The 25785-nt window shown below is 54.7% G+C and carries 20 protein-coding genes and 1 tRNA gene; 15 read left to right on the top strand and 6 right to left on the bottom strand.

The features are described from left to right. Positions 1–48 precede the first annotated feature (48 nt). Both HMPREF0577_RS03465 and HMPREF0577_RS03470 read left to right on the top strand, forming a co-directional pair. A complete protein-coding gene (locus HMPREF0577_RS03465) occupies positions 49–456 on the top strand; it encodes a cytidine deaminase (protein ID WP_004012292.1) in 408 nt (135 codons plus the stop codon). Then, positions 457–1755, top strand: a complete 1299-nt coding sequence (locus HMPREF0577_RS03470; protein WP_004012293.1) for a thymidine phosphorylase — start codon at positions 457–459, stop codon at positions 1753–1755. It begins immediately after the preceding gene. Here HMPREF0577_RS03470 and deoD read toward each other — a convergent pair. Together deoD and HMPREF0577_RS03480 are read right to left on the bottom strand one after the other, a co-directional pair. Beyond that, positions 1748–2470 (bottom strand): purine-nucleoside phosphorylase, encoded by a 723-nt coding sequence (gene deoD, locus HMPREF0577_RS03475; protein ID WP_004012294.1) that lies wholly within the window; start codon positions 2468–2470, stop codon positions 1748–1750. The two genes, HMPREF0577_RS03470 and deoD, sit on opposite strands and share 8 nt — an antisense overlap. 75 nt (positions 2471–2545) lie before the next feature. Next, positions 2546–3685 carry an SPFH domain-containing protein gene (locus tag HMPREF0577_RS03480; protein ID WP_004012295.1) on the bottom strand — a complete coding sequence of 380 codons (1140 nt, stop codon included), beginning with the start codon at positions 3683–3685 and terminating at the stop codon, positions 2546–2548. A gap of 149 nt (positions 3686–3834) precedes the next feature. Here HMPREF0577_RS03480 and HMPREF0577_RS03485 point away from each other — a divergent pair, with 149 nt between their 5' ends. Together HMPREF0577_RS03485 and HMPREF0577_RS03490 are read left to right on the top strand one after the other, a co-directional pair. Beyond that, positions 3835–4911, top strand: a complete 1077-nt coding sequence (locus HMPREF0577_RS03485; RefSeq protein WP_004015776.1) for a TFIIB-type zinc ribbon-containing protein — start codon at positions 3835–3837, stop codon at positions 4909–4911. A 15-nt stretch (positions 4912–4926) separates the two neighbouring features. Then, entirely contained in the window at positions 4927–5976 is a 1050-nt protein-coding gene (locus tag HMPREF0577_RS03490; RefSeq protein WP_004012297.1) for a TPM domain-containing protein, read from the top strand. A 31-nt stretch (positions 5977–6007) separates the two neighbouring features. On the opposite strand, the gene tkt is transcribed toward HMPREF0577_RS03490, so the two are convergent. Then, the gene (gene tkt / locus HMPREF0577_RS03495) at positions 6008–8089 is read right to left on the bottom strand and encodes a transketolase (protein ID WP_004012298.1); all 2082 of its coding nucleotides are present in this window, start codon (positions 8087–8089) and stop codon (positions 6008–6010) included. 91 nt (positions 8090–8180) lie between these two features. Between tkt and HMPREF0577_RS03500 the strand changes: the two genes are divergently transcribed. The 10 genes from HMPREF0577_RS03500 (at position 8181) to HMPREF0577_RS03550 (ending at position 18284) form a co-directional block, all read left to right on the top strand. Continuing rightward, on the top strand, positions 8181–9140 hold the full coding sequence (locus tag HMPREF0577_RS03500) for a site-specific tyrosine recombinase XerD (protein ID WP_004012299.1): 960 nt from the start codon (positions 8181–8183) through the stop codon (positions 9138–9140). A 47-nt stretch (positions 9141–9187) separates the two neighbouring features. Then, on the top strand, positions 9188–10030 hold the full coding sequence (locus HMPREF0577_RS03505) for a ParA family protein (RefSeq protein WP_004012300.1): 843 nt from the start codon (positions 9188–9190) through the stop codon (positions 10028–10030). Continuing rightward, positions 10020–10838 (top strand): segregation and condensation protein A, encoded by an 819-nt coding sequence (locus tag HMPREF0577_RS03510; RefSeq protein ID WP_004012301.1) that lies wholly within the window; start codon positions 10020–10022, stop codon positions 10836–10838. The genes HMPREF0577_RS03505 and HMPREF0577_RS03510 overlap by 11 nt, the downstream gene beginning before the upstream one ends. After that, positions 10835–11599, top strand: a complete 765-nt coding sequence (scpB, locus tag HMPREF0577_RS03515; RefSeq protein WP_004016716.1) for an SMC-Scp complex subunit ScpB — start codon at positions 10835–10837, stop codon at positions 11597–11599. Before HMPREF0577_RS03510 ends, scpB begins: the two co-directional genes overlap by 4 nt. Then, entirely contained in the window at positions 11592–12428 is an 837-nt protein-coding gene (locus HMPREF0577_RS03520) for a pseudouridine synthase (protein WP_004012303.1), read from the top strand. Before scpB ends, HMPREF0577_RS03520 begins: the two co-directional genes overlap by 8 nt. 92 nt (positions 12429–12520) lie before the next feature. Further along, the gene (locus HMPREF0577_RS03525; RefSeq protein ID WP_004012304.1) at positions 12521–13765 is read left to right on the top strand and encodes a prephenate dehydrogenase; all 1245 of its coding nucleotides are present in this window, start codon (positions 12521–12523) and stop codon (positions 13763–13765) included. 93 nt (positions 13766–13858) lie between these two features. Beyond that, on the top strand, positions 13859–14602 hold the full coding sequence (cmk, locus tag HMPREF0577_RS03530; protein ID WP_004012305.1) for a (d)CMP kinase: 744 nt from the start codon (positions 13859–13861) through the stop codon (positions 14600–14602). Positions 14603–14645: 43 nt separating this feature from the next. Next, complete coding sequence (gene der / locus HMPREF0577_RS03535) at positions 14646–16199, top strand: ribosome biogenesis GTPase Der (protein ID WP_004012306.1); 1554 nt, start codon at positions 14646–14648, stop codon at positions 16197–16199. A gap of 207 nt (positions 16200–16406) precedes the next feature. After that, positions 16407–16480 (top strand) — tRNA-Pro (locus HMPREF0577_RS03540). Between the two features lie 778 nt (positions 16481–17258). Further along, the gene (locus tag HMPREF0577_RS03550) at positions 17259–18284 is read left to right on the top strand and encodes a RodZ family helix-turn-helix domain-containing protein (protein ID WP_004012309.1); all 1026 of its coding nucleotides are present in this window, start codon (positions 17259–17261) and stop codon (positions 18282–18284) included. A 146-nt stretch (positions 18285–18430) separates the two neighbouring features. On the opposite strand, the gene HMPREF0577_RS03555 is transcribed toward HMPREF0577_RS03550, so the two are convergent. Beyond that, on the bottom strand, positions 18431–20230 hold the full coding sequence (locus HMPREF0577_RS03555; RefSeq protein WP_004012311.1) for an AMP-dependent synthetase/ligase: 1800 nt from the start codon (positions 20228–20230) through the stop codon (positions 18431–18433). 196 nt (positions 20231–20426) lie between these two features. Between HMPREF0577_RS03555 and HMPREF0577_RS11785 the strand changes: the two genes are divergently transcribed. After that, a complete protein-coding gene (locus HMPREF0577_RS11785; RefSeq protein WP_248613668.1) occupies positions 20427–21941 on the top strand; it encodes a hypothetical protein in 1515 nt (504 codons plus the stop codon). Between the two features lie 122 nt (positions 21942–22063). Here HMPREF0577_RS11785 and glnA read toward each other — a convergent pair whose 3' ends face one another. Together glnA and HMPREF0577_RS03570 are read right to left on the bottom strand one after the other, a co-directional pair. After that, positions 22064–23485, bottom strand: a complete 1422-nt coding sequence (gene glnA, locus HMPREF0577_RS03565; protein ID WP_004012314.1) for a type I glutamate--ammonia ligase — start codon at positions 23483–23485, stop codon at positions 22064–22066. A 272-nt stretch (positions 23486–23757) separates the two neighbouring features. Continuing rightward, the gene (locus tag HMPREF0577_RS03570) at positions 23758–25695 is read right to left on the bottom strand and encodes a cell wall-binding repeat-containing protein (protein ID WP_004012315.1); all 1938 of its coding nucleotides are present in this window, start codon (positions 25693–25695) and stop codon (positions 23758–23760) included. Positions 25696–25785 lie beyond the last annotated feature (90 nt).

Consider the following 25785-nt stretch of genomic DNA (forward strand, 5'->3'; position numbering starts at 1 on the left):
AGATACATAGCTTTCGTAAGATGATATATCAAACAATGGAGTAAATCTATGATACAACAAAGCGATTGGGATAGGTTGCATGAGGCCGCTAAAGAGGCACAGACCCATGCTTACTGCCCCTATTCTCACTACCAGGTGGGAGCGGCCGGTTTAACTGAGGCTGGTGACATTGTTACCGGCTGCAATTCAGAAAACGCTGCCTATGGGGTGGGTTTGTGTGCGGAATGTGGCATGATTTCCCAGCTCACCTTGCGTGGTGGCGGTAAGCTAGTGGCGTTTCTTTGTTATGGCAATCACGAGGCGCTAGCCCCGGTTTTGACTGTTCCCTGCGGGCGATGTCGTCAACTTATCCGGGAACATGCTAGTCCAGAGTTAATCATCGAAACGCCTGATGGGCGCAAGCCTTTTACCGAGATACTGCCCGAATCTTTTGGACCGGAATACCTAAATAAATAAATGGAGGAAACCATGATTGAAGCTTTTGATACCGTTGACGTAATTCGAACTAAGCGGGATGGTGAAGAGCTCAGTACTGCCCAGATTGATTGGGTAATAGATGCCTATACTCGCGGGTGGGTGACTAACGAACAGATGGCGGCGCTGGCTATGGCCGTGTTTATTAATGGTATGAACCGCCGCGAAATTTTCGACTGGACCAAAGCCATGATTGCTTCCGGGGAGTGTCTGGATTTCGGCTCCTTACCGCGTCCCACTGCGGATAAGCATTCCACCGGCGGGGTGGGGGATAAGATTACATTGCCTTTGGCTCCCTTGGTCGCGAGCTTCGGGGTGGCAGTGCCGCAGCTTTCTGGCCGTGGTCTGGGTCATACCGGGGGAACCCTGGATAAATTGGAAGCCATTCCCGGGTGGCAGGCTGATTTGAGTAATGAAAAAATCATAGAGATTCTGGGAACTGGCTGTGGCGCGGTGGTGTGTGCTGCTGGGGCGGGGCTGGCTCCTGCTGACAAGAAACTCTATGCCTTGCGCGACGTCACCTCTACGGTGGATTGTGTGCCGTTGATTGCGTCTTCCATCATGTCTAAAAAAATTGCCGAGGGATCCGCATCTTTGGTCTTGGATGTAAAAGTGGGTTCCGGAGCCTTTATGAAGAATGTAGACAAGGCACGAGTGCTTGCCGAAACGATGGTAGCTCTAGGCAAGGATGCCGGGACACACACCGTAGCGCTGTTGACAGATATGTCTACCCCCTTAGGCCGTGAAGTTGGTAATGCTGGCGAAGTTTCCGAGGCTGTAGAGGTGCTTGCTGGGGGAGGCCCAGCGGATGTGGTGGAACTCACCGTGGCTTTGGCTCGAGAAATGCTCACGGCTGCCGGTAAACCAGAAGCAGACCCGGCTAAAGCCTTAGCTTCAGGGGCAGCTATGGATACATGGAGAGCTATGATTCGGGCTCAGGGAGGCGATCCGGAGGCTCCTTTGGCGAAGGCGAAGGAGCATATGGAAGTGAAGGCCGAACGTAGTGGAGTTTTGAGCCGTTTGGACGCCTTGTCTGTGGGGGTGGCTTCTTGGCGCACCGGAGCCGGGCGGGCGCGCCCGGGGGAGTCCGTACAGCTAGGGGCTGGAATCACTTTGCATGCTAAACCAGGCGATACGGTCACTGCCGGTCAAACCTTGTTTACTTTGCACTCTGACGAACCCCAACGGTTTGCTCGAGCCTTAGAAGCTCTCGAAGGCGGCTGGGAGATTTCAGATTCCTTCGAGGGCGCCAGGCCTTTGATTATTGACCGAATTAGCTAAGCGCTGCCGCCGCTGCTAGTTTCAAGGTGTTGACGAACTTGGTCTCGCGTTCCTCAGGGGTCATGTCTTTTGAACTATCCAGCAGGTTATCCGAGACCGTCAACACGGTGAGGGCTTCCTTGCCGAACTCGGCGGCGGCTCCGTAGAGCGCTGCGGTTTCCATTTCCAAGCCCAGGGTGCCATAGGCAGTGAGTTTTTCCAACAGACCAGGGGTTTTGAAATAGAAGTGATCTTCAGAGAAAACCGAGCCTACGTGAACTCGTCCGCGATCCGCCTCGGGCAGGGTTTCAACGGCTCGCATCGCTGCCGACAGCAGGTTCCATGAGGCGCAAGGGGCAAAGCTGATTTCGGGGAACCGCGCCACGTTAATATGGGAGTCCGTGTGTGCCGTCATCGCGACTACCGTGTCACCGACCTGCGCTAGTGGAGAGATAGACCCACAGGTTCCTACCCGAATAATACGTTGTACCCCATAAAACTTAAACAGTTCTGTCGCATATATCGTTAACGAGGGCTGTCCCATCCCGGAACCCATCACGGAAAGGGGCTTGCCTTCATAGGTGCCAGTGAATCCCATCATGCCGCGTACCTCGGTAACCATTTTTGCGTCCGGCATCAGCATATGAGCAATGCGTTCGGCTCGTTTGGGGTCACCGGGCATTAGCACTGCAGGTGCGAAGTCGCCGGGTTCAGCTGAAATATGTGGGGTAGACATAAGGTTTCCTCCTTGAATAGTAGTTGTTATCGTAGTTATTTTATGCTTTTGAGGCGATTTTTGACGGTGAACTCGTCATGCAACTGGCTGGCCACACTGGGGACAGAAATTCGGTTTTGGCTGGCCAAATTGGGTGCCGCAGTTGGAACAAAACCTGGCGCCAGGGGAATTAGTGGCACCAGTGCCGCCACCTGTCGTGCTGCCCGTTCCGGACATTCCCTGTGCCTGTGGCTGTGCCGCCATCTGCGCTTGGTTGGAGGCCGAGGCGGCCTGCATGAAACCACCGCCGGCTTGCATCCCCATGCCTACTCCCAGCATTGCCGACCCGGCACCGGCCGGATTGGAACCCGCATTCTGGATTCCCGTGGCGATGGCGCCTTGCACATAACCTTCGCGAATCGAGGGGTCTTGTAGCATTGCGCCCTGGTTGCGCATGTCTATCAGCTTGCGAGATTGTTCGTCATAGGAAATCGAGGCGATACCCACTGCCTGGATTTCAATGCCGCGCGTGGCTTCCCATTCTTCGTCCAGCGCATCGCGCATGTATTTGGACAGTTCCCCCACATGGGACTGTACTTGGGAAATCCGAATCCCGTCCACGCTCATCTTGTTCAAAGCTACGGAAAACGCTTCCAGGAATTCGGCCTGGTACTGATTCTTGATATCGTCGATGTGTACCCGTTCCGCGTCGCGTGGCACCACTTCGGCATAGAACTTCAGGGGGTCGACGATTCGAATCGAATACGTGCCGTGTGCCCGCAAGAATAGCTCGGCATTATAGAAATTATCGAAGTATTGTACGGCATTCGGAGTGCCAAACTTGATGCCTTTAATCTCTTGCAGATTCACAAAGAAGGCCTTCTGTTGGCCGCTGGGGGCACCGCCGAACTTGAAACGCTCCCAAGTGTCGCGTAAAACTCCTTCAAAATTCCCGTTGAACAGGGATGGCGTGGTGGCGGAGCTAAATGTATATGCCCCGGGGTCGGTGGAAAAATCCACGATTTTTCCTGAATCTGTAATCAACATGGCCTGGTTGTCATAGACAATAATCTTGGAACCATCGGTAATAATGTCCCCACCGGCGTTATGCCGCCGTGCCTGGTGACCACGCACAAACACGATGCCTTCCCCCATGTCGGTGGCGACGATGGCATCCAACCATTGGTCGCTAATAGCACCCCCGATGGCTCCGGCCACTGCTTGAATTAAACCCATTGCTGTCCTCCTGTCTAGTAATACTAAAGTTTTTGAATCGTTGTGTCTCTGACACTCATTTTATCCATGCATTGCCACTAAGCTAGGTTTAAAACCGATTTCGGTAAAAACAGCAACGAACTGTCCTAGTTAAATGCAAGGAATTCTAGATGAGTGACGTACAAATCAAATGTCCCAGTTGCGGGGCGCCTCTGAACTTTGATGCGCCCAGTGGGGAAATGAAATGTGATTTCTGTGGTTCAACCTTCACTGTTCCTGAAGGCGAAGAAGCCTCCACTAAGGATGCCCAATCGGGCTGGAGTGAGGCTCCTGCTACCTATATAGACGAATCCACTGGCGAGCATCTAGCTACGTTTCACTGTGGCTCCTGCGGTGGCGAGATTGTGGGTAATCCCGACACGGTTTCCACGAAATGTCCGTGGTGTAACAATAATTTCGTGTCCACCAGCCAGTTAACCCGCACTCGCGTGCCAGATCGGATGATTCCTTTCGGCATGTCTAAAGAGCAGGCTCTGGCCGCCTTTAATGCTAGGATGAAAAAATTGTGGTTACTGCCGAAAGACTTCCGGAATGTTAATATGATGGATGTTCAAGGGGTATATGTTCCCTACTGGCTCTATGACGCTTCGGTTGCGGGTCAGGCTACCTATCGCGCAGAACGAGTTCGCTCGTGGCGCTCCGGGGACTATGAATACACTGAACATCGTATCTACCAGGTAGAACGTGAATGTGAGGTCGGTTATCTGGATGTACCAGTGTCAGGAACATCCAAGATTACCGGTGACATTACCGAAGCTATCGAGCCCTTTGATTACTCGAAATCCACTGACTTTGCTCCGGGGTATCTCAGTGGTTTTGTGACGAATAAATACGACATTGACTCTGACCAGGCCAATCCCCGTGCCTTGGATCGGATGAAACACACTACCTCCGAGGTAATGCGCCAGTCTGTGGTCGGATTTACCTCAGTTAAAGAGACCTCTTGCCAGATTAAACCCGCTTACGGCGACTTGGAATACGTATTTTTGCCGGTGTGGCTGATGAACATTACCTGGAACGGTAAGAATTACCAATATGCTATGAACGGGCAAACCGGTAAATTCGTGGGAACCTTTCCGGTTTCCTGGGCGAAGTTCTGGGGAGGTTTCTTCGGGCTGTTCTTCCCCCTAGCCGTAATAACTGGTGTCACTGTTTTTGCCTTTGTTATCCCACAGCTGCTCGGTTAAGGAAGGGGAAAGTATATGTTATATCAAAAGAATCTTCTGCATTGGTTTGTTTCGGGTCTTCTGGTGCTTGGTTTTCTGGGGACGCTAGCCTTTCCTGCTGGTTACGCCGTTTCATTAGGTGCCGGCCCGCAATCCCTGCAAAACGCTGTGAACCCGGGACTGGCACCTCATGAATCCGCAACCACTAATCCAATAGCCACCGACCCCGCCAACCCTGTGGCGGTGGCTCCAGAAACCACCCCCAGCCAAACCGCTACCCCGGCCGCACCCGCCACTCCCGCCACAGCATCACAACGACATATCTATGACGATGCCCGGATTTTTTCCCCCGAAAAAATTTCGATTTGGAACCAACGTGCCGCTGAACTAGCCAAACAATACGGGATAGGAATCTATATCGTTACGACTTCCTCCTTGAACGGTCGAGACCCCCGAGACTGGACCATCGACTATTTCCGCGACGCGAAACTCGGTGAAGGCTCGCAACACAGCGGAGAAATCTTGATGATTTGCCCCGAAAGTCGCGATATGCACATCGGGGGACAGGGCGAGGCGGAACAGGCCTTCCCTAACTATGTGGTTGACGTGATTCTGGCGAAAATGCGTAAGCCACTGAGGCAAGACGACTGGGATGGCGGCGGTGAACTGTTCTTGCAACAAGCCGCCAACTACCTGCGAGTTTGGAAAAGTACAGTCAAGTATTCTTCCAACGATGCCTCCGGTCGGGAGTACAGTAGTGCCGCGAGCGATAGCTCCAAATACCGGAATGACTACTCGCAACAATCCGAAAACTACACCGGTATTGGAATCCTAACCACGCTGGTGCTGGCGGCGGGCATTGCTGGGCTGGTGATGTGGACGTTGTGGGCACAACACAACACTATAAAACGACAGCAAGGAGCCCGATACTACGTGGTACCAGGCTCCTCGCGCATCACGAATGCGGACGATATCTTGGTGGATTCCTATGTGACTTCAGTGAAAATTCCCAAGGCCTCGTCATCTTCTTCGTCGAGATCCAGTTTTTCAAGCGGCGGCTGGACGGGGGGCTCCTCGAAATTCTAGGGGAGTTGCGCGGAACCGCTTTTTACCTTGTCTATGCCTTTGCCTTTGCCAGTGACTCCTTGGCCTTAGCCACCACGTTTTCCACGGTGAAACCAAAGAATTTGAAGTTTTCGGAACCTGAATTTGGCTTCCCGAATGTTTCGATGGAAACCGGCACCCCGGCATCACCCAGGTACTTGTACCACGGCATAGCTACTCCGGCCTCGATGGAAACCCGGGCGCGCACCCTGGGGGGAATTACCGAATCACGATAGGCCTGGTCTTGTTCCTCAAACCACTCCAGACAAGGCAGATTCACGATCCGCGCCACGATGCCCTCCTCGAATAAAACCTGGCCGGCTTGCAAAGCCAAGGATACTTCCGAACCGGTGGCCAGCAGCAAGACTTGGGGATTTTCCCCGAAATCCTTCAATACATAACCACCACGAGCCACTTCGCTAGCAGGAGCTAAACCGGATTCCGCACGCCCCGGATTCGGCACGCCCTGGCGAGTCAATACCAATCCGGCCGGACCACGGCGACGCAATACTTCCAGCCACGCCCAGGCGGTTTCCTCTGCGTCAGCGGGACGTACTACCGCAATCCCGGGCATGGCGCGGTAGCTTGCTAGGGTTTCCACCGGTTGGTGGGTCGGACCGTCCTCGCCCACCCCGACAGAATCGTGGGTCCATACATAAGTAACCGGCAATCCCATCAAAGCCGCCAGGCGAACCGCTCCGCGCATGAAATCCGAGAACACAAAGAAGGTTCCCCCGTAAGGACGGGTTAAGCCGGAAACCGCAATACCATTCATCACCCCGGCCATCCCGTGCTCGCGTACCCCAAAGTGCAGGTTGCGCCCATAGGGCGAGGTTTGCCAGGACTTGGTGCCATGCTCGAGCGGAGCAAAAGACAGTTCTGCCTTCATATCGGTGTTGTTGGATCCGGCCAAATCCGCACTGCCACCCCACAGTTCCGGCATGGCATCAGCCAGGGCGTTAATCACTTTGCCGCTCGCAGCGCGAGTGGCCAGGGCTTTGCCGGCTTCGAACTTCGGTAAAACCTGCTCAAGACCCTCAGGCAGTTTCCCGGCTTGTAAGCGCCGTAAAAGCTCCGCGCCTTCGGGATTAGCCTGCTGCCACGCCTCGAACCTTTCAATCCAGACTTCGTAGGCTTTGCGGGCGCGAAGCGCGGCGTTTTCCCTGGTGGCCTGCAACACCTCGGGGGACACAACGAAGGACTGGTCGTGATTCATGCCCAAGGCATCTTTCAAACCGGCCAGCTCACTGGCGCCCAGGGGAGCACCGTGAATTGCACCATGGTTTTGTTTCGAGGGACTTGGCCAGCCAATAATGGTACGCAGTTTAATCAAAGAAGGTCGCTCTGTTTCCGCTTTCGCGGCGGTGATAGCCGCGTACAGTGCAGTCAAATCTTCTGCGTAGCTGCCGTCGGAACGCAACCAGTTGACCTCTTGATAATGCCAGCCTTGGGATTCGAAGCGGGCGCGAATGTCTTCGTTAAAAGCAATCTTGACATCGTCTTCAATGGAAATCTGGTTGTCATCATACAGGTAAATCAGGTTACCGAGTTTTTGGGTACCGGCCAGGGAACAGGCTTCGTATCCGATGCCTTCCTGCAGGCATCCTTCCCCGGAAATCACGTAAACATAATGGTCAAACGGGGATTTACCCAGCGGTGCGCTCGAATCAAGCATACCGCGCAAGCGTCGTTGCTCCATGGCCATGCCCACAGCGGCAGCCACTCCAGTCCCTAACGGGCCGGTGGTAACTTCGATACCGGGTTGCACCCCGTACTCGGGGTGCCCGGTCAGTAAACCTCCGCTTTGTCGCAGTTTCTTTAAATCCTCCATCTCTATCCCGTAACCAGCGAGGAAAAGCTGTACATACTGCAGCGCCGAGGCATGTCCAGCCGATAGGACGAAACGGTCACGTCCCAGCCACTTCGGGTCTTTAGGATTCGTGTTCATGACGTATTGATATAGCAAATAGGCGGCTGGAGCTAATGAAATCGGTGTGCCAGGATGTCCGCTACCTGCAGCTTCGACCATATCGGCTGCGAGGGCTTTGGATTGACGAATAGCCTTTAAATCGAGCTCAGTGGCTTGAAAACTCATTTTCGTAACTCCTTAAAATATGACGAGTTAATGGATACAAATTGTTCACCTTGATGATATAAAAAAATACGATGTTCAGGAGGTATTAGCCATGGGTTCTGTACATTTTGCAAATCCCAGTTGGACGCCAGGTTTAAATCCCCAGGATTTCTTGAACTATCTGAGCGTGGAACGTGGTGCTTCCCCGCACACTATTGCAGCTTACCAACGTGACCTGCAGCGTTACGTGGCGTATCTGCAAATATTGGGGCGTGATACGCTGGCGCAGGTCACGGAGGTCGATTTGGAAGGCTTCGTGCGGGCTTTGGGGGATGGCTTTGCTTCGTTCCCGCCGCTAGGGTCGACTTCGGTGCGGCGTTGTTTGGCGGCTGCCCGCTCGTGGCACCGTTATCTGTTTGATTCGGGTTCATTAGGTGCCAATGTGGCTTCGAGCGTAAAGCCTGCCAAGTTGCCGCGTCGTCTTCCAGAAACCTTGAGCCTGGAGGAAATGGAGGCTTTGTTAGCCGCCGCGAGCTCCCCAGGAGACAGTAATTCTCTACGCGACCGTGCCCTGTTGGAGTTTCTTTACGCCAGTGGCGCGCGTATCTCGGAGGCGATGAATCTGGTGCTGGATGATATTGATTTTGAAACGGAACCCGCTTTGGTGCGGCTTTTCGGTAAGGGGCGCAAAGAAAGAATCTCGATGCTTGGTCACCAGGCATGTCAAGCCCTCCAGGCTTATTTGGTGCGGGTGCGTCCGACGCTGGCGGAAAAAGGCCAATCCAGAGGGCGGGTGTTTCTAAATACTTACGGCAAACCGATGTCGCGCCAAACCGCTTGGGCGATTATTCAGGCTGCTGCCAAGCGCGCTCAGATAGACCGTCCGGTGCATCCCCACACGTTGCGGCATTGTTTTGCCACGCATTTGTTGCAGGGTGGGGCGGATATCCGAGTGGTGCAGGAATTGCTGGGTCACGCCTCGGTGACGACCACGGAGATTTATACGAAAGTCTCGAAACAGATGTTGCTCGAAGTTTATGCTTCGGCACACCCTCGCGCCCGGCTCACTTAGCCGAAATCTTTCGGTAAGATAATTATGTGAAAACGTCTCAGCCCGCTATGATGCCGGTTCCGCCCGAAGACACGGAGTTTCCGGAGCCCCCCGCCCTGTCTGGGCACGGTCCGGCGCGTATTATCGCTATGTGCAACCAAAAGGGCGGGGTGGGGAAAACCACCACGGCTATTAATCTTTCGGCGGCTTTGGCCGGTTATGGTCGACGGGTGTTGTTGGTGGATTTTGACCCGCAGGGCGCAGCCTCGGTGGGTTTAGGGATTAACGGTCACGAATTGGATAACACGATTTATTCTCTGATGCTCAGTGGTCACCACAATGTGACTATTCGCGATGTGATTCAGAACACCGGCACAGAGAATCTGGACTTGATTCCAGCTAACATTGATCTTTCTGCCGCCGAGTTGCAGCTGGTTAACGAAGTGGCGCGTGAAACCATCTTGGCGCGGGTTTTGCGTGATGTGGAACAGGATTATGACCTGATAGTTATTGACTGTCAGCCGTCGTTGGGCTTGTTGACGGTAAATGCGCTTACGGCTGCCCACGGGGTAATTATCCCGGTGGCTACCGAGTTTTTCGCGCTGCGCGGGGTGGCTTTGTTGATGGAGACGATTAACACGGTGCGCGACCGTTTGAATCCACGCCTGCAGCTGGACGGAATCTTGGCAACGATGGTAGATTCGCGCACGCTTCATTCCAAAGAGGTTTTCGAACGTTTGACCGAGGCTTTCCAGGACAAAATGTTTTCCACTGTAATTAACCGCACGGTGAAGTTCCCGGATTCTACGGTGGCAACGCGTCCGATAACCGAGTTCGCGCCAACTCATGACGGAGCTGAGGCCTATCGCCGTTTGGCACGTGAAGTGGTCGCCAAGGGATATGTCGCCTGATTCTTCGGTTAAAAACCCGTCTTTCGAAGTAAACACTGCGGAATATACCGGTCCGTTTCATCTTTTAGCTGATTTGGTGGCGAAACGAAAACTTGATATCACGGCTTTCGCTTTGGCCGAGGTTACCAGCGAATTCTTGGAATACATCGCCAAGTTTCCCTCGCTGTCCCAAGCTACCGAGTTTCTGGTTATTGCGGCGACTTTGCTGGACATCAAAGCCGCGCGGTTGCTGCCGGGGATGGTAGAAACCGAGGAAGACCTGGAACTGTTGGAGGCTCAGGATTTGCTGATTTCTCGTTTAATTCAGTACCAAACCTACAAAGAAGCTGCCGGGTTTATTGCCTATAACTGGGATGAATACGGTTCGGCGATGGGTCGAGTACCGGGGGCGGAGCCTCTGCTCAAGGGGGTTTTGGCTAGCCTTAAAACCACGATTGATTGCGAGGATTTGGCTCGTCGCGCCGCCGGGGCGATTTTCGCTACGCCGCCTCAAGTGCTGGTGGCACATCTGCATGACCCGTTGGTTTCCGTCACTGAGCAAAGCCAGGTTTTGACCGAACGTTTGCGCCAGGCGGGTTCCTTGACTTTCCGCCAGTTGGTGGCGGATGCTAAGACCTTGCCAGTGATAATTTCGCGGTTTTTGGCGTTGTTGGACATGTATCGTCATGGCCACCTCAGTTTCGACCAGGAATATCCTTTGGGTAAGTTAGTTATTACCTGGGTGGGAAAGCCGGTGGATTCAACTGAAACGGTCGAGTCAGATGATTCCGACGCGGCGTTTAGTGATGCGGAAGGGGAGTGGCAGTGAATGACCTACTAGCAGGCGGGGGATTCTGGGGGGAACCGATGGGGGATTTCGTGTCGGAGCCCGAAGCGTCGCCCGCCACGGCCATCGTGGCGGAATCTGGGGGTGGGTTTGCCTCGGACGCGGAGCTGTTGTCTGGTCTCGAAGCCATTTTGATGATTTCCGAGGCTCCAGTTACGTTAACTTCTCTTGCTACCGTTTTAGCGGTGCCGGAGGCGCGGATTCATGAGGCGCTAGCCGCTTTAGCGGCCGAATATCGCGGCGAAACCGGCTCGCGGTCACGGGGCTTTGAGCTGCGTGAAAGCGCTGGAGGTTGGCGGATTTATGCCGCGCCTCGGTTCCAGGAACTGGTCGCTGGTTTTGTAAATCTGGGTTCTTCAGGCAAACTATCGCAGGCCGCTTTAGAGACCTTGGCAGTGGTGGCCTACAAGCAACCTTGTACCCGGGGGCAAGTCGCCGCGATTCGCGGGGTGAATGTAGACTCGGTGATGCGTAATCTGACGGCACGGGGTTTGATTGCGGAGTGCGGCCAGACCAATCTGGGGGCGATTCTATATGAAACCACGGCGGCTTTTTTAGAGCAAACCGGTTTGGATAGCCTGGAGGATTTGCCGCCGCTGGCACCGTATGTGCCAGCAAATCCGGATTTATCTGGGGTATTGGCAGCGGAAGCAACCGAGGCGGCCGAGGCAATTTTGGATGCCCAGACCCAGCGTGGTGTTAAGGAATTTAGCGAGGCACAGTTAGGAGCAACTCATGAATGAAACGAAAACCCTTGTCGAGGACACGAACCTGGCTATTCCCGAGGTTCCCGAGCACGCGCTCTGCTCTGATTCTAATCCGGGCGCTTCGCCTGCGGTGGAGATTCCGGAAGAACCGGTTCGGCTACAGAAACTGCTGTCGCAGGCCGGGGTGGCTTCGCGGCGTGCCAGTGAAGACCTGATTAAACGTGGCCGAGTCCAGGTGGACGGTGAAACCGTGACGGAAATGGGGCTGAAAGTTTTGCCTAGTGCGCGCATAACGGTAAATGGCCAGCGAATTCACACGGATGCTGCCTTACAGGTTTGGGCTTTTAACAAGCCAGTGGGGACGGTCTCTACCATGCAACCCGAGGATGACCGGCCATGCTTGGGGGATTGGGCGACGAAGCTTCCCCAACGTGTGTTCCACGTGGGGCGCCTGGATGTGGCGACGGCCGGGCTGATTCTGCTTACCAATAATGGCGATTTGGCTAATCGCTTGGTTCATCCTCGCTACGAGGTGCCCAAAACCTACGTGGCGATGGTGCAAGGCCAGGTTAAACCTGGATTGGGCAAGGTATTACGCCGAGGCGTGGAACTCGAAGATGGCGTGACTAAGGTAGATACTTTCAAGTTGGTTGAGGTTCGGCGGGGTTCCTCGATTGTTCAGTTGACGCTGCATTCTGGCAAGAATCGTGTGGTGCGCCGACTGCTGTCAGAGGTGGGGCATCCGGTTTCAGCTTTGACCCGCACCGCGATTGGAACGCTGCGTCTAGGGGATTTGAAGGAAGGTCATTTCCGGCTACTAACCGGTTCCGATTTGGTAAAGCTGCAGGAAATGGTGGGTTTATAGTCATGAGCGGGACAGTGAAGGAAGTAACACAATCTGTAACGAATAGTACAGATTCCTACGAATCGAGACGTGAGGCGGCTCCCAATTGTGGAATGTTAGGTACAAAAAACCTTGAATTTGGAGCGGTCGATACGCGTGTTAGCGATAGTGGAACGGCGGGTACAAAAGGTCCAGTTTTGATTATCGGAGCCGGGCTAATCGGTGGTTCCTTGGGTTTGTCTTTGACCCGTCTGGGCTTATCGGTTTACTTGCGTGATGCTTCCCCTACTGCCGTTTCATTAGGTGCCAGCTTGGGTGCCGGCACCCCGTGGAATCCTGGCCTCCCCGAGCCAGGCCTTGTGGTCGTAGCCACCCCACCCGATGTCACCGCCGGCGTTGTTTGCGAGGCGCTAGTGGAATTCCCAACATCCATTGTCCTAGATGTGTCCTCGGTGAAAACTCCGATAGTCGCAGCAGTTTTGGCTGCGAAACCTGATGCGGCCAGTCGCTATTGCTCTGTCCATCCGATGGCAGGCAAAGAAGTTAATGGTATCGGGGCAGCCTCTGGGGATTTGTTCACCGGGCGACCCTGGGTGGTGGTAGCGCACCCGGACACCGCGTCTACGGCAGTTCTAGCTGCCCGGACTTTAGGAATAGATGTGGGAGCATTCCTGGTGTCCCTCGGAGCCACAGAACACGACCGAGCCGTGGCGCTGGTTTCCCATGTGCCTCAGCTCGTGTCATCCCTGATGGCTGGATTGCTGATTGATGCCCCGGCGACATCCCTGGAACTGGCCGGGGGAGGATTGCGCGATGTGACGCGGGTAGCGGCTTCGGATCCAAGATTGTGGAATGCGATTTTGGCGGGAAACTCCCAAGCTGTTCGCGAGGTTTTGTTGCAAATGCAACAAAACCTCGCGGCTTTGATTGCCGGATTAGCTTCTCATGAAATGGCACCTCATGAATCCGAAACCAACCCCACCCCAGCACCCGAGGTGAGCGACACCGAAAGCGCTCTCGACGGAACCCCCCGCAACGAAACCTGGACTAAAGGCGCCGTGGGAGCCGTCAACACGGTGATGACCCGAGGCAACGAAGGTGTCGGCCGTATCCCCGGCAAACACGGCGACGCGGCCTCAAACTACGGTCAAGTGGCGGTATTGGTGCCAGACAAACCCGGCTTTCTGGGGAAACTGTTCCAAGAAATCGGTGCCGCCGGAATCAATATCGAAGATTTCCGTATCGAACACTCGCTGGGACAATCACGCGGTCTGGCCTACATCTACGTTATCCCCGCCTCGGTGGAACCACTGAGCGGTCACCTCCAGGAAACCGGCTGGAAAGTAGCGCGTTTGTAGCGGAACTGCTCGGGCGACGCTAAATTAGGATAGTTACATTATCCAGTGTGATTCCGGGGACTCGTAATGCCCCCGCCAAGCAGGGAAAGACTTATGGAATACGAAAAGTACGAAAACTTACGCGAAAAAGTCCTCGGACGCGGCCTGGTGGTGGCCATTGATGGGCCGAGCGGTTCCGGGAAATCCACTATTGCCCGTAAAGTAGCGGCGGCCTTGGATTTGGGGTATCTGGATACGGGGGCTATGTATCGTGCCACCGCCTGGTGGGTAGACCACCGGGGTCTCGACGTATCGCGTCCCGAAGAATTGGCGGTAGCGATGGCGAAAATGGATTTGAAGGTAACGGCGGTGGCGCATAACCCGCGTTTTTTTGTTGATGGTTTCGATGTCGGGCACGTGATTCGCGGGGAACACATTGATTCGATTGTGTCTGGGGTAGCGGCGGTGCCGGCGGTGCGCGCCGTACTAATCGCCTTGCAACAGCGCGTAATTCGGGAAGCCCGGAATTCCACTCGCGGGATTGTGGTGGAAGGACGTGACATCACCACGGTGGTAGCTCCCCAGGCGCCGGTGCGGATTTTGTTGACCGCCGACCCAGAGATTCGTCTGTTGCGCCGGGCTTTGCAAGATACTGGGCACGACGGGGCGGAAGCGCTGGAACGCGAACGGGCTTTGGTGCTGGGGCGAGACATGAAAGATGCGAAAGTCAACGAGTTTATGCAAGCTGCTCCTGGGGTGCACCTGGTGGACTCCACGAGTTTGGATTTAGAGCAAACCCTGGATGCGGTGATGAGCTTGATTGACCAGAATACCGACTGGGATAGACCCGGTAACTGAACAAGTTTTTTTGGTGAATTTCACGGGGATAGAAAGGGAATTGATGGCAGACTTGGGCACGGAAAATCCGGAGGTGGGGCTGGCCAGGCATACCTTGGGGGAGCTCCCGGGGGAGCATATCCCGGGGGACGGGACAACCACCACAACCGACACAACCGATACCGAAGCCGCCACCGAGCGTTTGCTGCGCGAAGGCCTGGGGGACTACGAACTAGAACCAGAAGACCTGGCGTTGTTGGATGGCGACCTCTCCGAACTGTCACGCCCGGACAATCGCGACTCCTGGCCGACAGTGGCGATAGTGGGGCGCCCGAATGTGGGCAAGTCCACTTTAGTGAACCGGATTTTAGGACGTCGTGTTGCGGTGGTTTTGGACGAACCTGGGGTAACACGCGACCGGGTGATTTACGATGCGGATTGGAATGGGCGGGATTTCCACCTGATAGACACCGGCGGTTGGGATGTGGGGGTCAAAGGCTTGGACAAGGCCGTGGCCACTCAGGCCGAGATTGCTATCGAGATGGCCGATGTGTCACTGTTTGTGGTGGATGCTAATGTGGGGGCGACCGCCACTGACGAAGCCATGATGCGCCTGTTGCGTGCCTCGAAAAAACCGGTAATCTTGGTGGCCAACAAGGTTGATTCCGAACGAGCAGAGGCCGATGCGTCGGGATTATGGAACCTAGGTTTGGGTGAACCCTATCCGATTTCAGCCTTGCATGGTCGCGGGGTGGGGGAACTGCTGGATGTGCTGTTGGACGCTTTGCCGCCGGTTGCTGCCCATCGGGTAGAACGCCCGGCCGATTCTACGCCGCGAGTGGCCTTGGTGGGGCGCCCGAATGTGGGCAAGTCTTCCTTGCTGAATAGCCTGGCCGGTTCGGGGCGTTCCGTGGTTAGTGACACCCCCGGCACTACGCGCGATCCCGTTGACGAGGTTTTGGAACTGGACGGCAAGGAATGGGTTTTCGTTGATACGGCTGGGATTAAGCGGCGTATCAAGCAAACCGTAGGGGCGGACTATTATTCGGTGCTACGCGCCCAGTCTGCGATTGAATCCGCCGAGGTTGCCCTGGTGCTGCTTGACGGGGGTGAACCGTTGAGCGAACAGGACGTGAAAGTCGTGAACCTGGTGGTAGAGTCTGGGCGTGCCCTGGTTTTGGTGAACAATAAATGGGATTTGGTTGATGAATACCGTCAACAGGAACTGAAGCGTGAACAGGAACTGGATTTGGCGCATGTTTCCTGGGCGCCGAAGATAAACATTGCTGCGAAAACTGGTTGGCACACGAATCGGATTGTGCGTGCCTTAGAGGCTGCTTTAGAGGGGTGGACGACTCGGATTGGCACTTCGCGTTTGAACACGTTTTTGGGCGAATTGGTCGCGGCTCATCCGCATCCGTTGCGTGGTGGTAAGCAGCCGCGGATTCTTTATGCTACCCAGGCAGGGGTGTGCCCACCGCGTTTTGTGTTGTTCACCACGGGATTTTTGGATCCCCAATACCGGCGTTTCATTGAGCGTCGGTTGCGCGAGACTTTCGGTTTCGTGGGCACTCCGGTTCAGATTGGGGTGCGGGTGCGGGAAAAACGCCGCCGCTAGTGGCGAATGCAGTATATTTTCGGTGGTTTCGTTAGCTAGAATGGGTCAGTATCGCTCGAAGCGGTTTACCGCTGCAATGCCTGTCTCCGTTTTCGATACTGGGGTTTTACGGGGAAAGGCCCGCTCAAGTTTCGTCTTGCTCGGGGTTTAGTGTAAAGTAGTGTCGTTGCCCCTCAAAGGGTGTTTCACTTCATGAGGTGCTTGTCACGGGCTGTGGCGCAGTTTGGTAGCGCACTTGACTGGGGGTCAAGTGGTCGCAGGTTCAAATCCTGTCAGCCCGACAAAGAAACCGGTTAGGGCTGTTTTAGGAACACGCCGCTTGTTGGTTTCGCTTGGACTGAGTTATAGACAGAGCTAAAGCATGCTCGAAAATCCATCTCGTAGCCTGCATCATGTTGTTGTATCGACTGCTTCAGATTCACAGTTGGCTCGTGGTCGGCACGTGCGGTTGGTTCTTTCGGGGTCATGAGGTGCTGGTTCGAGCTGGAAGCCTCCTGGGAAAAACGCGGGCGTTACATGAAACGGGTTTCTGGATGGGAGGAATCCTGGGTACTGTCTGGGGAATTTACGCGACACGCCGAAAATGTTTCGTGCGGGGGTTTAGTCGACTTCGAAATACATGGTTGTGATTACCTGAAAACCTGGTGAGCATGGGAATATGCTCCGTAGTCGGTGTCCTTAGGGAGCTGAGCTGGCAAATTCTTTGTTCTGTCATTTCGGGGGGGATGGGGCATAGTATATGTGATATTTATCACATTATCTCAGGCAATCTGACCGCTCGGAAATCCCTTAAACCCAGTAAAATCAGTAATTTTTCTTGAGACTAAGCTTAAAATTTACCGAGTATAAAGTTTCTTTACTGAAGCTTGAAGCTTCCCAACATGGATAATCCTTGGTTTTCCAACGGAATCCGCTAAACTATAACTGTAGGTTTCAAGGGAACCGGAACAACATCGAACATGGCAGAGGGAACTCGGCCTGCGGAATGGGTTCAGGAGCCCGGATAGCCTGCGGCAGCGTACAGGGCGCTGTCAAGTAAGAGCATGGAGGTCTCCCAAAATGAAAAGTTCACATAAGTTTTACGCAGCCACCGGAGGTCTTCTGGTTGCGGCTCTCATGGGCTTCGCAGGGGCGCACGCTGATACGGGTGTTCCTGAGGTAGATGCTAGTACTCCCATTGAGCCTGTAGCCAGTGTGCCTGCCGGGGGTTTCGAGGTTGGCGAGAGTGCTGAAGGCAAGGAAACAGCTGCTCCTGAAAAGCAGGAAGCTGCTGATGCCGAAAAGGCTCCTGTCACCACCCAGGAAAAGGCTGAGAAGGCCGCTGATGAAGCTGAGGTAGCGAAGTCAGAGGCTGAGTCGGTTGCGAAGGATGCCACTGAAGAGAAGTCTGAAGCCACGGAAGCTCCGAAGGCTGCGGATTCTGCTCCGACAGAGGCTAAAGAAAACAGTGAGGAAGCCACCACTGATAAGGCTAAAACCACTGAACCTTCCACCGAAAAGGTAGCCGAAGAGACTAAGGAGGGGACGTCTGTTGCTGCAGCGGCCGGGACTGAGGTCAACGCAGAATCGGTTGTTCCCGTTACTTATGTACTACCTAGCCACAGTTCTGTTGCGGCCAGCGACGATGCCGAGGAAGTTGTTACTCCACAACCCGATGCTCAGGCTCCGCTGTTGACCATGGCTAAGACCGAGGAAGCGGTTCCCTCTTCGGAAAAGACTCCGAATGGTGAATCTCAGGTAGTATTCTTCGAACTGCCGCAACCCGCTGGACCGGCTTTGGTTCCCGGACAAGCTACTCCGCTGCTCAATGCGGCGGTTTCTGAAGAAGCCACTGTTAACGCTAACGTGGTTCCTTCCACTGCTGTCCAGGAAAATGCCGCTGTAGCGCAGTATAACGTCAAGGCTAACGCCAGTTCTAAGGTTGCTGCTGAAACCGGGACATTGAGCCGTAGTTTGGCTCGTACCGGTTCCATTGCCCAGTACGCCACCTTGCTTTCCGCTGGTGCTTTGATTCTGGGTTTGGCCTTCCTGGTTGGTGCAGTTGCCACCTCGCGTCGCAACTCTCGACTGGTTGATGCAGAATAGTCCGCACTCCCTGTAAGAGACCTGTGGTTTGTGCCCACCATCCGGTGGGCACAAACTTTTTTAGCTGCTAGATGTTGTTCGGCGCTCCACCTAAAAACGCCGAACAACATCTAGCAGCTTTTTAGCGATTACATAAATTCCCTGGATTACTTACCATAAATCGCATCAATTTCGCGGGAATATTTTTTCATTACTACCTCCCGACGCACCTTCATGGATGGGGTCAACATGCCATTGTCCACCGTGAAATCCCCCAAAATCACTCGCACTTTACGAATTGATTCCGCCCGAGATACCGACTCTGAAGCCCGCGTGGCACCGCGCATTAGGGATTCTTGCACGGCCGGATGCACCGCTGCTGCTGCTACATCCATCGAGGGCAACTTGTGGTTAGCCAACCAAGTCGGCAGCATCTCGCGATCTAAAGTCACCAAAGCCGACACAAAGGGGCGCTTATCCCCAATAACCACCACATTGGAAACCAAGGGATGCCCCCGGAAGGCCTCCTCTAGAGGTGCCGGGGAGACATTCTTGCCCGAAGCGGTTACAATCAGTTCCTTTTTCCGGCCGGTGATACTCAAGAATCCGTCATCGTCAATTTCGCCCAAATCCCCGGTTCTAAACCAACCTTGCGCATCCAATACCGCAGCGGTGTCGGTCGGGTTATGACGATAGCCGCGCATAACCAGGTCAGAACGAACGAAAATCTCGCCAGTATCATCGATACGCACTTCTACTCCCGGCAAGGGCAGACCCACCGAGGGAATTCGCACCTCTGGCACATTACCGGTTACCGGTCCCGCTGTTTCAGTCAAGCCCCAGCCTTCAATCACATTCAGACCTAGTCCACGATAGAAATGACCCAGCCTTTCCCCCAGAGGGGCACCACCACTAATGACATAGCGGCAATCTTTACCCAAAATATCCAAAATCTTCGAATATACCAGGCGCTCTGCCCAACGGTGCTGCACCCGCAGCCGCCATCCCGGTTCATGAAGGCTATCTAAGGCCTGGGAATATTGAATGGCCTGTTTAGTCGACCAAGCAAATACGCTGTGTTTCAAGCCTTTCCCGGCCTTTACCTGGGCGGCGGTATAAATCTTTTCCAACACCCGGGGAACCACAGTCATCACCGTCGGCTTGAAAGACTGCAGGTCACTCATCAGGGTCTTTACCGAGGGAACACAGGCCAGCATCCCCCGTCCTGACAGCACCGTGAAACAGGAAAACCGCGCGAAAACATGAGCCAGCGGCAAAAACAGCAACAGCCGGGTCTTCTTGTTGTCAATAACCTCTGGCAGGGCTTCGCCAATCATCAAAGCCATGTAGCAAAAATTACGCTGGGTCAGTTCCACGCCTTTAGGGCGACCCGTAGTACCGGAAGTGTAAACCACCGAAAGCAAGGAATCCAGGTTCACATTCTCTAATCGAGTCTTAACTTCCTGTTTGGAAATCCCCGCTCCCATCAAGCGAATCTGGTCTAAAGCGCCGTCTTCTAATGCCATCACCCCGAAATCCACAGTTCTGCCGGTGGATTCCACCAGGCGCTGTTGGGTAGCAGTATCCGTAATCACCAGCCGGGAGCCAGTATCTTCCAAAATCCAGTCCACCTGGCTGGCCGCATCGGTTTCATAAATCGGTACTACCGTCAGCCCGGCGGTTTGCCCGGCGTAGTCCACTAACACCCAGTCATACGAGGTTCCTGCCATCAGCCCGATACAGTCCCCGGGCTGCAGCCCCATCCCGATTAATCCCCGCGCCAAATCTATAATCTGGCTCGCTAGAGCAGCGGCTGTGATTTCCTCCCAGCCTTGCTCAAAGGGCTTGGGGCGCATCATCACCACGGCATGTGGGGTGCGCCGGGCGCGGGCAAAAAACAGCGCGGGAATCGAATCATTTGCCTCCAGGTTAACCTGTGGCGGGGTAGCGAAATATTTCAGTGTCAATGGAACCTCCGATAACAGCCATGCTTCAGTACAATGCTACCTAGATAAGCTTACGCGCTAAAATCTGTGATGCCTGAACCCCGGTCGCATGTTTCGGTAACTATCCGTTCAGATTTGGGGTAAAACTGTCGATATGTCATTTGGGTGTGTCGCGGGTTCATGAGGCGCCATTGGCTATACGGACAAGGGAGGAAATATGAGTATTCCATCAGTGGGTGCCCCGCTGCCCTCGTATAGTGCCGGAAAATCTGCTTCCAGCACGGCTAATGCACAGACTTCCGCCCAGAATGCTCAAAATGCGGTGACCCAAGCGGCTGCCAATACGGCCTCGCAATCCCAATTGAGCCCTAATCCGAGAGCCGCCTCCGGTACCGCCACTGGAACGCCAGCCGAACAAAACAGTGCCGAGGCCGCTGCCGGCAAGGCTTCTTCGACCCAAAATGAATCTCGTAGCGGGTCGAGCATCCCAACATCCGCAAATTCCTCGGTGTCAAGCGCGAAGCTTGACACCTTAAGTCTCTCTACTAATGCGTGGCAGCAGCTTGCTTCGCAGACGCAAAAAGGCAGTGTGGGGAATGGTACGATGGGGCGTTTGCTGCCGGTTTTCACCCAGGGCGCCTCCGGTGGTTCCACTTTGGGTGGATCGGCGGCATCGGGTAATTCCGCTGGCAGTGTTTCTGGTTTTACCGGGATGGGTGCGGGTGCTGGTTGCGCTAGTTTGACCGGAAATCTGGTAAATGGCCAGGTAGCCACGACGGGGGGTCAAGGGCAGGGCGGCTTGGGTACTTCGAGTTCATTAGGCGCCACCCCGAATCCGAATTCGTCGCCGACACCATCCGGGTTGGGGAACTCTAATGGCGACATGTCGAGTGGCAGCCAGCCATCCGCGATGGCACCTCATGCCACCGCAATCGCCGCCAATATTACGGCGCACGCTAAAGCGGCAACTGGTGCGGCCACCAACCCATCAACCTTGCCGACCGGTTCGGGTGACGGTAAAACCGGAGCCACGTCACCGGGCGAAAACAGTGTGGATAGCGACGCAGCCGCGACTCGACCGGCTACCGGGGCGACCGTCGCCAACCGGCCAGCCGCCGGAGCCGCAGCTTTGCGCGCTGCCGATACCCAAAGCGCTCCTAACGCAGCCAACACTACCACCAGCAACACCAGCGCTCCCGCTGCTCCTGGCACCCCAACCGCACCGGGACACGCCGCTATGCCACGCCCCGAAGTGGCCGCCCGTCAAACAGCGGCGCAACAAGCCGCCTCGCAAATCGAAGAAGCCACCACCACAACCAGTAAAGCCGCGACCCGCCAGGGGGGAAATCAGCCTCGCACCCAAGCCGCTTCCCCGGATGCTTCGATGGTGCTGGGGATGCCCACCACTTTCACCACCCCGGAACCTACCCCGAAACCGGGGGAGCTGGGCTTAAATATCACCGCCAGTTCTGACCCCGTGGTGATGAGCCAAATCGCGGCGGCCAGCGGTTTCGGGATGAAGTTGCAACAGGCTTTGAACCTGAACCTAGGGATTCCGGGTTTAACCCCGGCCAGTATGGTCAGTGCTTTGGGGGTGCTGATTTTGGTGCTGGTGGCCTTGCGGGTATTCGTAAACGGTTTTGGCGATGACTATGTGATGCTTAGTTTCGCGGTGATTATCGGCATTATACTGACGATTGGACCGTGGGTGTTTAAACCGCGACATCGTTGAACTCGCCGTTTGAAATCCCAGGGCAGATGCCCAAACCAATCCAGTTTCACATCGGGTTTGCGCCCCAAAAGCCCCGAGGCGTGAACGCCCCGGGGCTTTGTCTGTCGATTAAAGCCTAGCTACTAGCAGTTGTAGTACAACTCAAACTCGAAGGGATGGGGATGGACAAACAGGCGTTGTACCTCGGATTCGCGTTTCTGGGTAATCCAGGTTTCCAGCAAATCCGTGGTGAACACGTCGCCTTCAGTCAGGAATTCGTTGTCTTCCTCGAGGGCATTTAAAGCCAAATCAAGCGAGGGCGGCAGCTTCTCGATATCGTGGTATTCCTCGGGGGGTAGTTCGTAGAGATCCTTGTCAATCGGCTCGGCCGGCTCGATACGGTTGCGAATTCCATCCAAACCGGCCATCAAAATCGCCGGAAAAGCCAGATAAGGATTAGCTGACGGGTCAGGCACCCGGTATTCAATGCGTTTAGCCTGCGGGGAAACCCCGGTAATGGGGATGCGGATGCAGGCAGAGCGGTTGCGTGCGGAATACACCAGGTTCACCGGGGCTTCAAAGCCGGGAACCAGACGACGGAAAGAGTTAATCGAAGGATTAGTGAAAGGCAGAATCGCGGCCGAGTGGCGCAACAGCCCGCCGATGAACCAGCGTGCCAAATCAGAAAGCCCCGCGTATCCGGATTCCCCATAGAACAGGGGATTACCGTCTTTCCACAGGGACACGTGACAGTGCAAACCGGATCCGGCCTCGCCCCACAGGGGTTTAGGCATGAAAGTCGCGGTTTTACCCAGTTCAATTGCTTTGTTTTTGACTATGTACTTGAACACCGTTAAGTTATCTGCCGCGTGCAGCAAGGTGGAATAGGTGTAACCGATTTCTTGTTGACCCGAGGCGCCGTTTTCGTGGTGGGCACGTTCAATCTCGAAACCGGTGTCTTGCAAGGTGCGAACAATAGCGTCGCGAATATCCGCACTGCGATCCATGGGGGGAACCGGGGCATAACCATGTTGGAAGGGCATCCGGTTGCCCAGGTTATGCCCGTTTTCCTCGTCTCCGGCGGTCCAGGAGGCTTCATTAGAGCGGATTTTCACGAAGGTGTCGGCCGGATCGGTGCGGTATTGAATCGAGTCAAAGAGGTAAAATTCGGGTTCCGGTGCGAAATAGCATGTGTCGGCGATGCCGGTGGACTTCAGGTACGCTTCGGCTTTCTGAGTGACTCCGCGTGGGTCGCGGCTAAACGGCTCATTGGTAAAGGGATCGACTACCGAGGCATAGAGCACCAAAGTGGGTTCTTGGCGGAAAGGGTCGACAAAAGCCGCTGTCGGGTCGGGAATCAGTTTCATGTCGGATTCATTAATCTTGGTGAATCCCTTGATGGATGACCCGTCGAACATCATGCCCTTGGTGAGGGTCGTTTCGAGCATATTCGTGGGGATGGTCATGTGTTGCATCGTGCCGTACAAATCGGAAAATCGTACGTCGATGAATCGGATTTTTTTATCTTGCACAAAGCTTAGAACTTGAGCGGTATCGTTAAACAAAATGGCCTCCTGGGGCGAATAATTTTTACAATTTTATTGTTCCAAATTTTACCGGGGGTGAAGCGGCGCATCAAATCGATAGAGTTTGCCCCCGGCGCGGTTCCAGCTGGGATGCGACTGGTTGCGTCGGGGGCAAGGTCTATTTAGTTTTCTCGGGTTCATGAGGTGCCAGCCCGGGTTGTGATTGTAAACGTGGGTCATGCCCCGTCGGTATTCCCGGGTTATAGTGCCCCAAGATTCCGGTTTTTGGTTCGCTAAATATCCACGGATATCTAGCGGATAGCGGCCAAAACTGCCTCGGGCAAAACTCGGATCCCGCCCACGCCGATAACCGATTCCAGTTTCAGTGATTCGCGTTGCTGACGCACTCCGGCACCTGTATTCGGGGTCAACAGGATAACCCCGTCGTTTACTGCACCCGCTACCATTGCGTCTTTCAATGCCGTTCCGGCGGCGATGTATGCCACGCGGCCAGCCTTTTGCGCCAGTGCGTTTTTGGCCACTATTGCTGCGGTTTGGTAGCGATCCGATCCGGACCACCGTTGCCAGCTGGTTTTGCCTACTAGCTGAGCTACTACCGGGGGCGTGGCTACGGCTTCACCGCCCAGCACGATGACTTTTTCGGGGGCGAATTCTTTGATTTTTTTACCGGCTGCCGCTATTGAGGCGTCGTTAGTGAATGTCAGGATCGGTCCGTCTCGCAGCACCGATCCTGCTACCGCGTCGGGGGAACCCATACCGGCGTTGCGGGTCACGTACACGACTTTTGGCAGCCCGTTGATTGTTTGCCAACGGTTGGCTACTGCTTCGGCGGTGGCGTTGCGATCCCCGCCTTGCAGCCGAGTCACATTTGTTGCTCCTACCAGGGATGCAGCTTGGGCTTCAATATTGGCTGGAACTGCTTTACTACCGCCTAAGATGACAATTTGTTCTGGTTTGACCCCGCCCAGGTTCAGGCTCACCCCGTCAGTCAAAACCACCGGGCCGTCCCCGAGGGTTCCCGCTGCCAGGGCATCGACCGGGTTGTGGTTGGATGCCACGTAAACCACTGGCCATTTGTCACCCCAGGCGTGCTTAGCCACGTTAACCGACGTTTCCACCCCGGAAGGACCAGCTAAACGTTCCGGGCGCGAGACGGCGGCGCGTTTAGCCTGCAACTGTGACAACTCTTTCTTGGCGGCATCGTATTTGGCTTTCAAATTGGCGTCGCCGTAGCGCATCCGGGCTTGAATCTTTTGGTAGTAGTCCTGGAAACGTTTTTCGTACTCGTCCACCGTGTAAGCACCCGTTGCGACAGATTCCGGGGTTTCGCTTTCAGAGCTGGAGTTATCGGAGCACAGCGGGCCAAGCCATTCGATGCTGTCGGGGTTGATGCCCTGGGCTTTTAGCTGGTCTATGCTCTCTTGAGTGTGGCAGTTTTCAGGCTGTCTGCGCTGGGATTTGCGGTTGAAGGCGGATGCTCCCCAGTTGAACTGCTGCAGATGCGTTACGCCGTAGCCTTCCCTGTCACCTGTACGAACCGCGAAACCGGTGACACCATACTCGTGATTAACAATGTTTGTGTAGTGACCGGTTACTCCTTTGCCTTTCGAGTCGTAAATCTTCTTTTCTGCATCAAACCATCCGGTGAAGGGGTCGCTGTACCCCCAGGCAATGTTTTCCCCGTATCCGTTATGTGAGTGCTCGTGGTGAAAGGTAGACCAGTTGGTGTTGACTTGGGCGATGGCCATGAGTTCGTCAGTGACTTTTAGCGGTCCGGCGGGCGACCCGTCCACGTCTCCCCACTGGGCGCGTAACGCATTGGCTTTACGCATCCATTGGAAAGTACTGGCCATGTTTTTTAGGGAGGTGGCGTCTTTCGGGTCTCCGATGTGCGTGTAGGAAATAAGGGGGGTTCCGTCGCTAACCTTGTAATCGGTTTGTAGTTGTGCTATGGCGTCTTTGGCGCCGACTTCTTCAAAGAACCCCTTGGAACCAGAATCGAACTGGGCTTTGGCGGCACTGCGGCTAGCTTGCCAGGCTTCCCGGGTCTTTTTTACCTTGGCCTGAGCTGCAGCTTCATCCTTGGGGACAACAGCATCGTTTTTCTCTGCTATTGTGGTGTTTTCATGAGGTGTTGCCGCGAATGACATCGAGGTGCAAATGGTGCCGCTTAAAGGAATCAGCAAGGCACCGGAGAGTCCAAGTGCTAAAATTTTCTTTGATTTCATTATTTTGTCTTTCTTCAGTTTCGGCTTATTGGTCGTGTATAAATTCCAGTTTGCATCAAAAGAATATCTTAGTCTCTGTGTTACAGATTT

The organism is Mobiluncus mulieris ATCC 35243 (assembly GCF_000160615.1).
Lineage (GTDB): Bacteria > Actinomycetota > Actinomycetes > Actinomycetales > Actinomycetaceae > Mobiluncus > Mobiluncus mulieris.

What these genes read in the sequence shown, in the direction of transcription:
- HMPREF0577_RS03465 (WP_004012292.1), top strand. Translation starts at nt 49, where the DNA reads ATGATACAACAAAGCGATTGGGATAGGTTGCATGAGGCCGCTAAAGAG.
- HMPREF0577_RS03470 (WP_004012293.1), top strand. Translation starts at nt 457, where the DNA reads ATGGAGGAAACCATGATTGAAGCTTTTGATACCGTTGACGTAATTCGA.
- deoD (WP_004012294.1), bottom strand. Translation starts at nt 2,470, where the DNA reads ATGTCTACCCCACATATTTCAGCTGAACCCGGCGACTTCGCACCTGCA.
- HMPREF0577_RS03480 (WP_004012295.1), bottom strand. Translation starts at nt 3,685, where the DNA reads ATGGGTTTAATTCAAGCAGTGGCCGGAGCCATCGGGGGTGCTATTAGC.
- HMPREF0577_RS03485 (WP_004015776.1), top strand. Translation starts at nt 3,835, where the DNA reads ATGAGTGACGTACAAATCAAATGTCCCAGTTGCGGGGCGCCTCTGAAC.
- HMPREF0577_RS03490 (WP_004012297.1), top strand. Translation starts at nt 4,927, where the DNA reads ATGTTATATCAAAAGAATCTTCTGCATTGGTTTGTTTCGGGTCTTCTG.
- tkt (WP_004012298.1), bottom strand. Translation starts at nt 8,089, where the DNA reads ATGAGTTTTCAAGCCACTGAGCTCGATTTAAAGGCTATTCGTCAATCC.
- HMPREF0577_RS03500 (WP_004012299.1), top strand. Translation starts at nt 8,181, where the DNA reads ATGGGTTCTGTACATTTTGCAAATCCCAGTTGGACGCCAGGTTTAAAT.
- HMPREF0577_RS03505 (WP_004012300.1), top strand. Translation starts at nt 9,188, where the DNA reads ATGATGCCGGTTCCGCCCGAAGACACGGAGTTTCCGGAGCCCCCCGCC.
- HMPREF0577_RS03510 (WP_004012301.1), top strand. Translation starts at nt 10,020, where the DNA reads ATGTCGCCTGATTCTTCGGTTAAAAACCCGTCTTTCGAAGTAAACACT.
- HMPREF0577_RS03520 (WP_004012303.1), top strand. Translation starts at nt 11,592, where the DNA reads ATGAATGAAACGAAAACCCTTGTCGAGGACACGAACCTGGCTATTCCC.
- HMPREF0577_RS03525 (WP_004012304.1), top strand. Translation starts at nt 12,521, where the DNA reads ATGTTAGGTACAAAAAACCTTGAATTTGGAGCGGTCGATACGCGTGTT.
- cmk (WP_004012305.1), top strand. Translation starts at nt 13,859, where the DNA reads ATGGAATACGAAAAGTACGAAAACTTACGCGAAAAAGTCCTCGGACGC.
- der (WP_004012306.1), top strand. Translation starts at nt 14,646, where the DNA reads ATGGCAGACTTGGGCACGGAAAATCCGGAGGTGGGGCTGGCCAGGCAT.
- HMPREF0577_RS03550 (WP_004012309.1), top strand. Translation starts at nt 17,259, where the DNA reads ATGAAAAGTTCACATAAGTTTTACGCAGCCACCGGAGGTCTTCTGGTT.
- HMPREF0577_RS11785 (WP_248613668.1), top strand. Translation starts at nt 20,427, where the DNA reads ATGAGTATTCCATCAGTGGGTGCCCCGCTGCCCTCGTATAGTGCCGGA.
- HMPREF0577_RS03570 (WP_004012315.1), bottom strand. Translation starts at nt 25,695, where the DNA reads ATGAAATCAAAGAAAATTTTAGCACTTGGACTCTCCGGTGCCTTGCTG.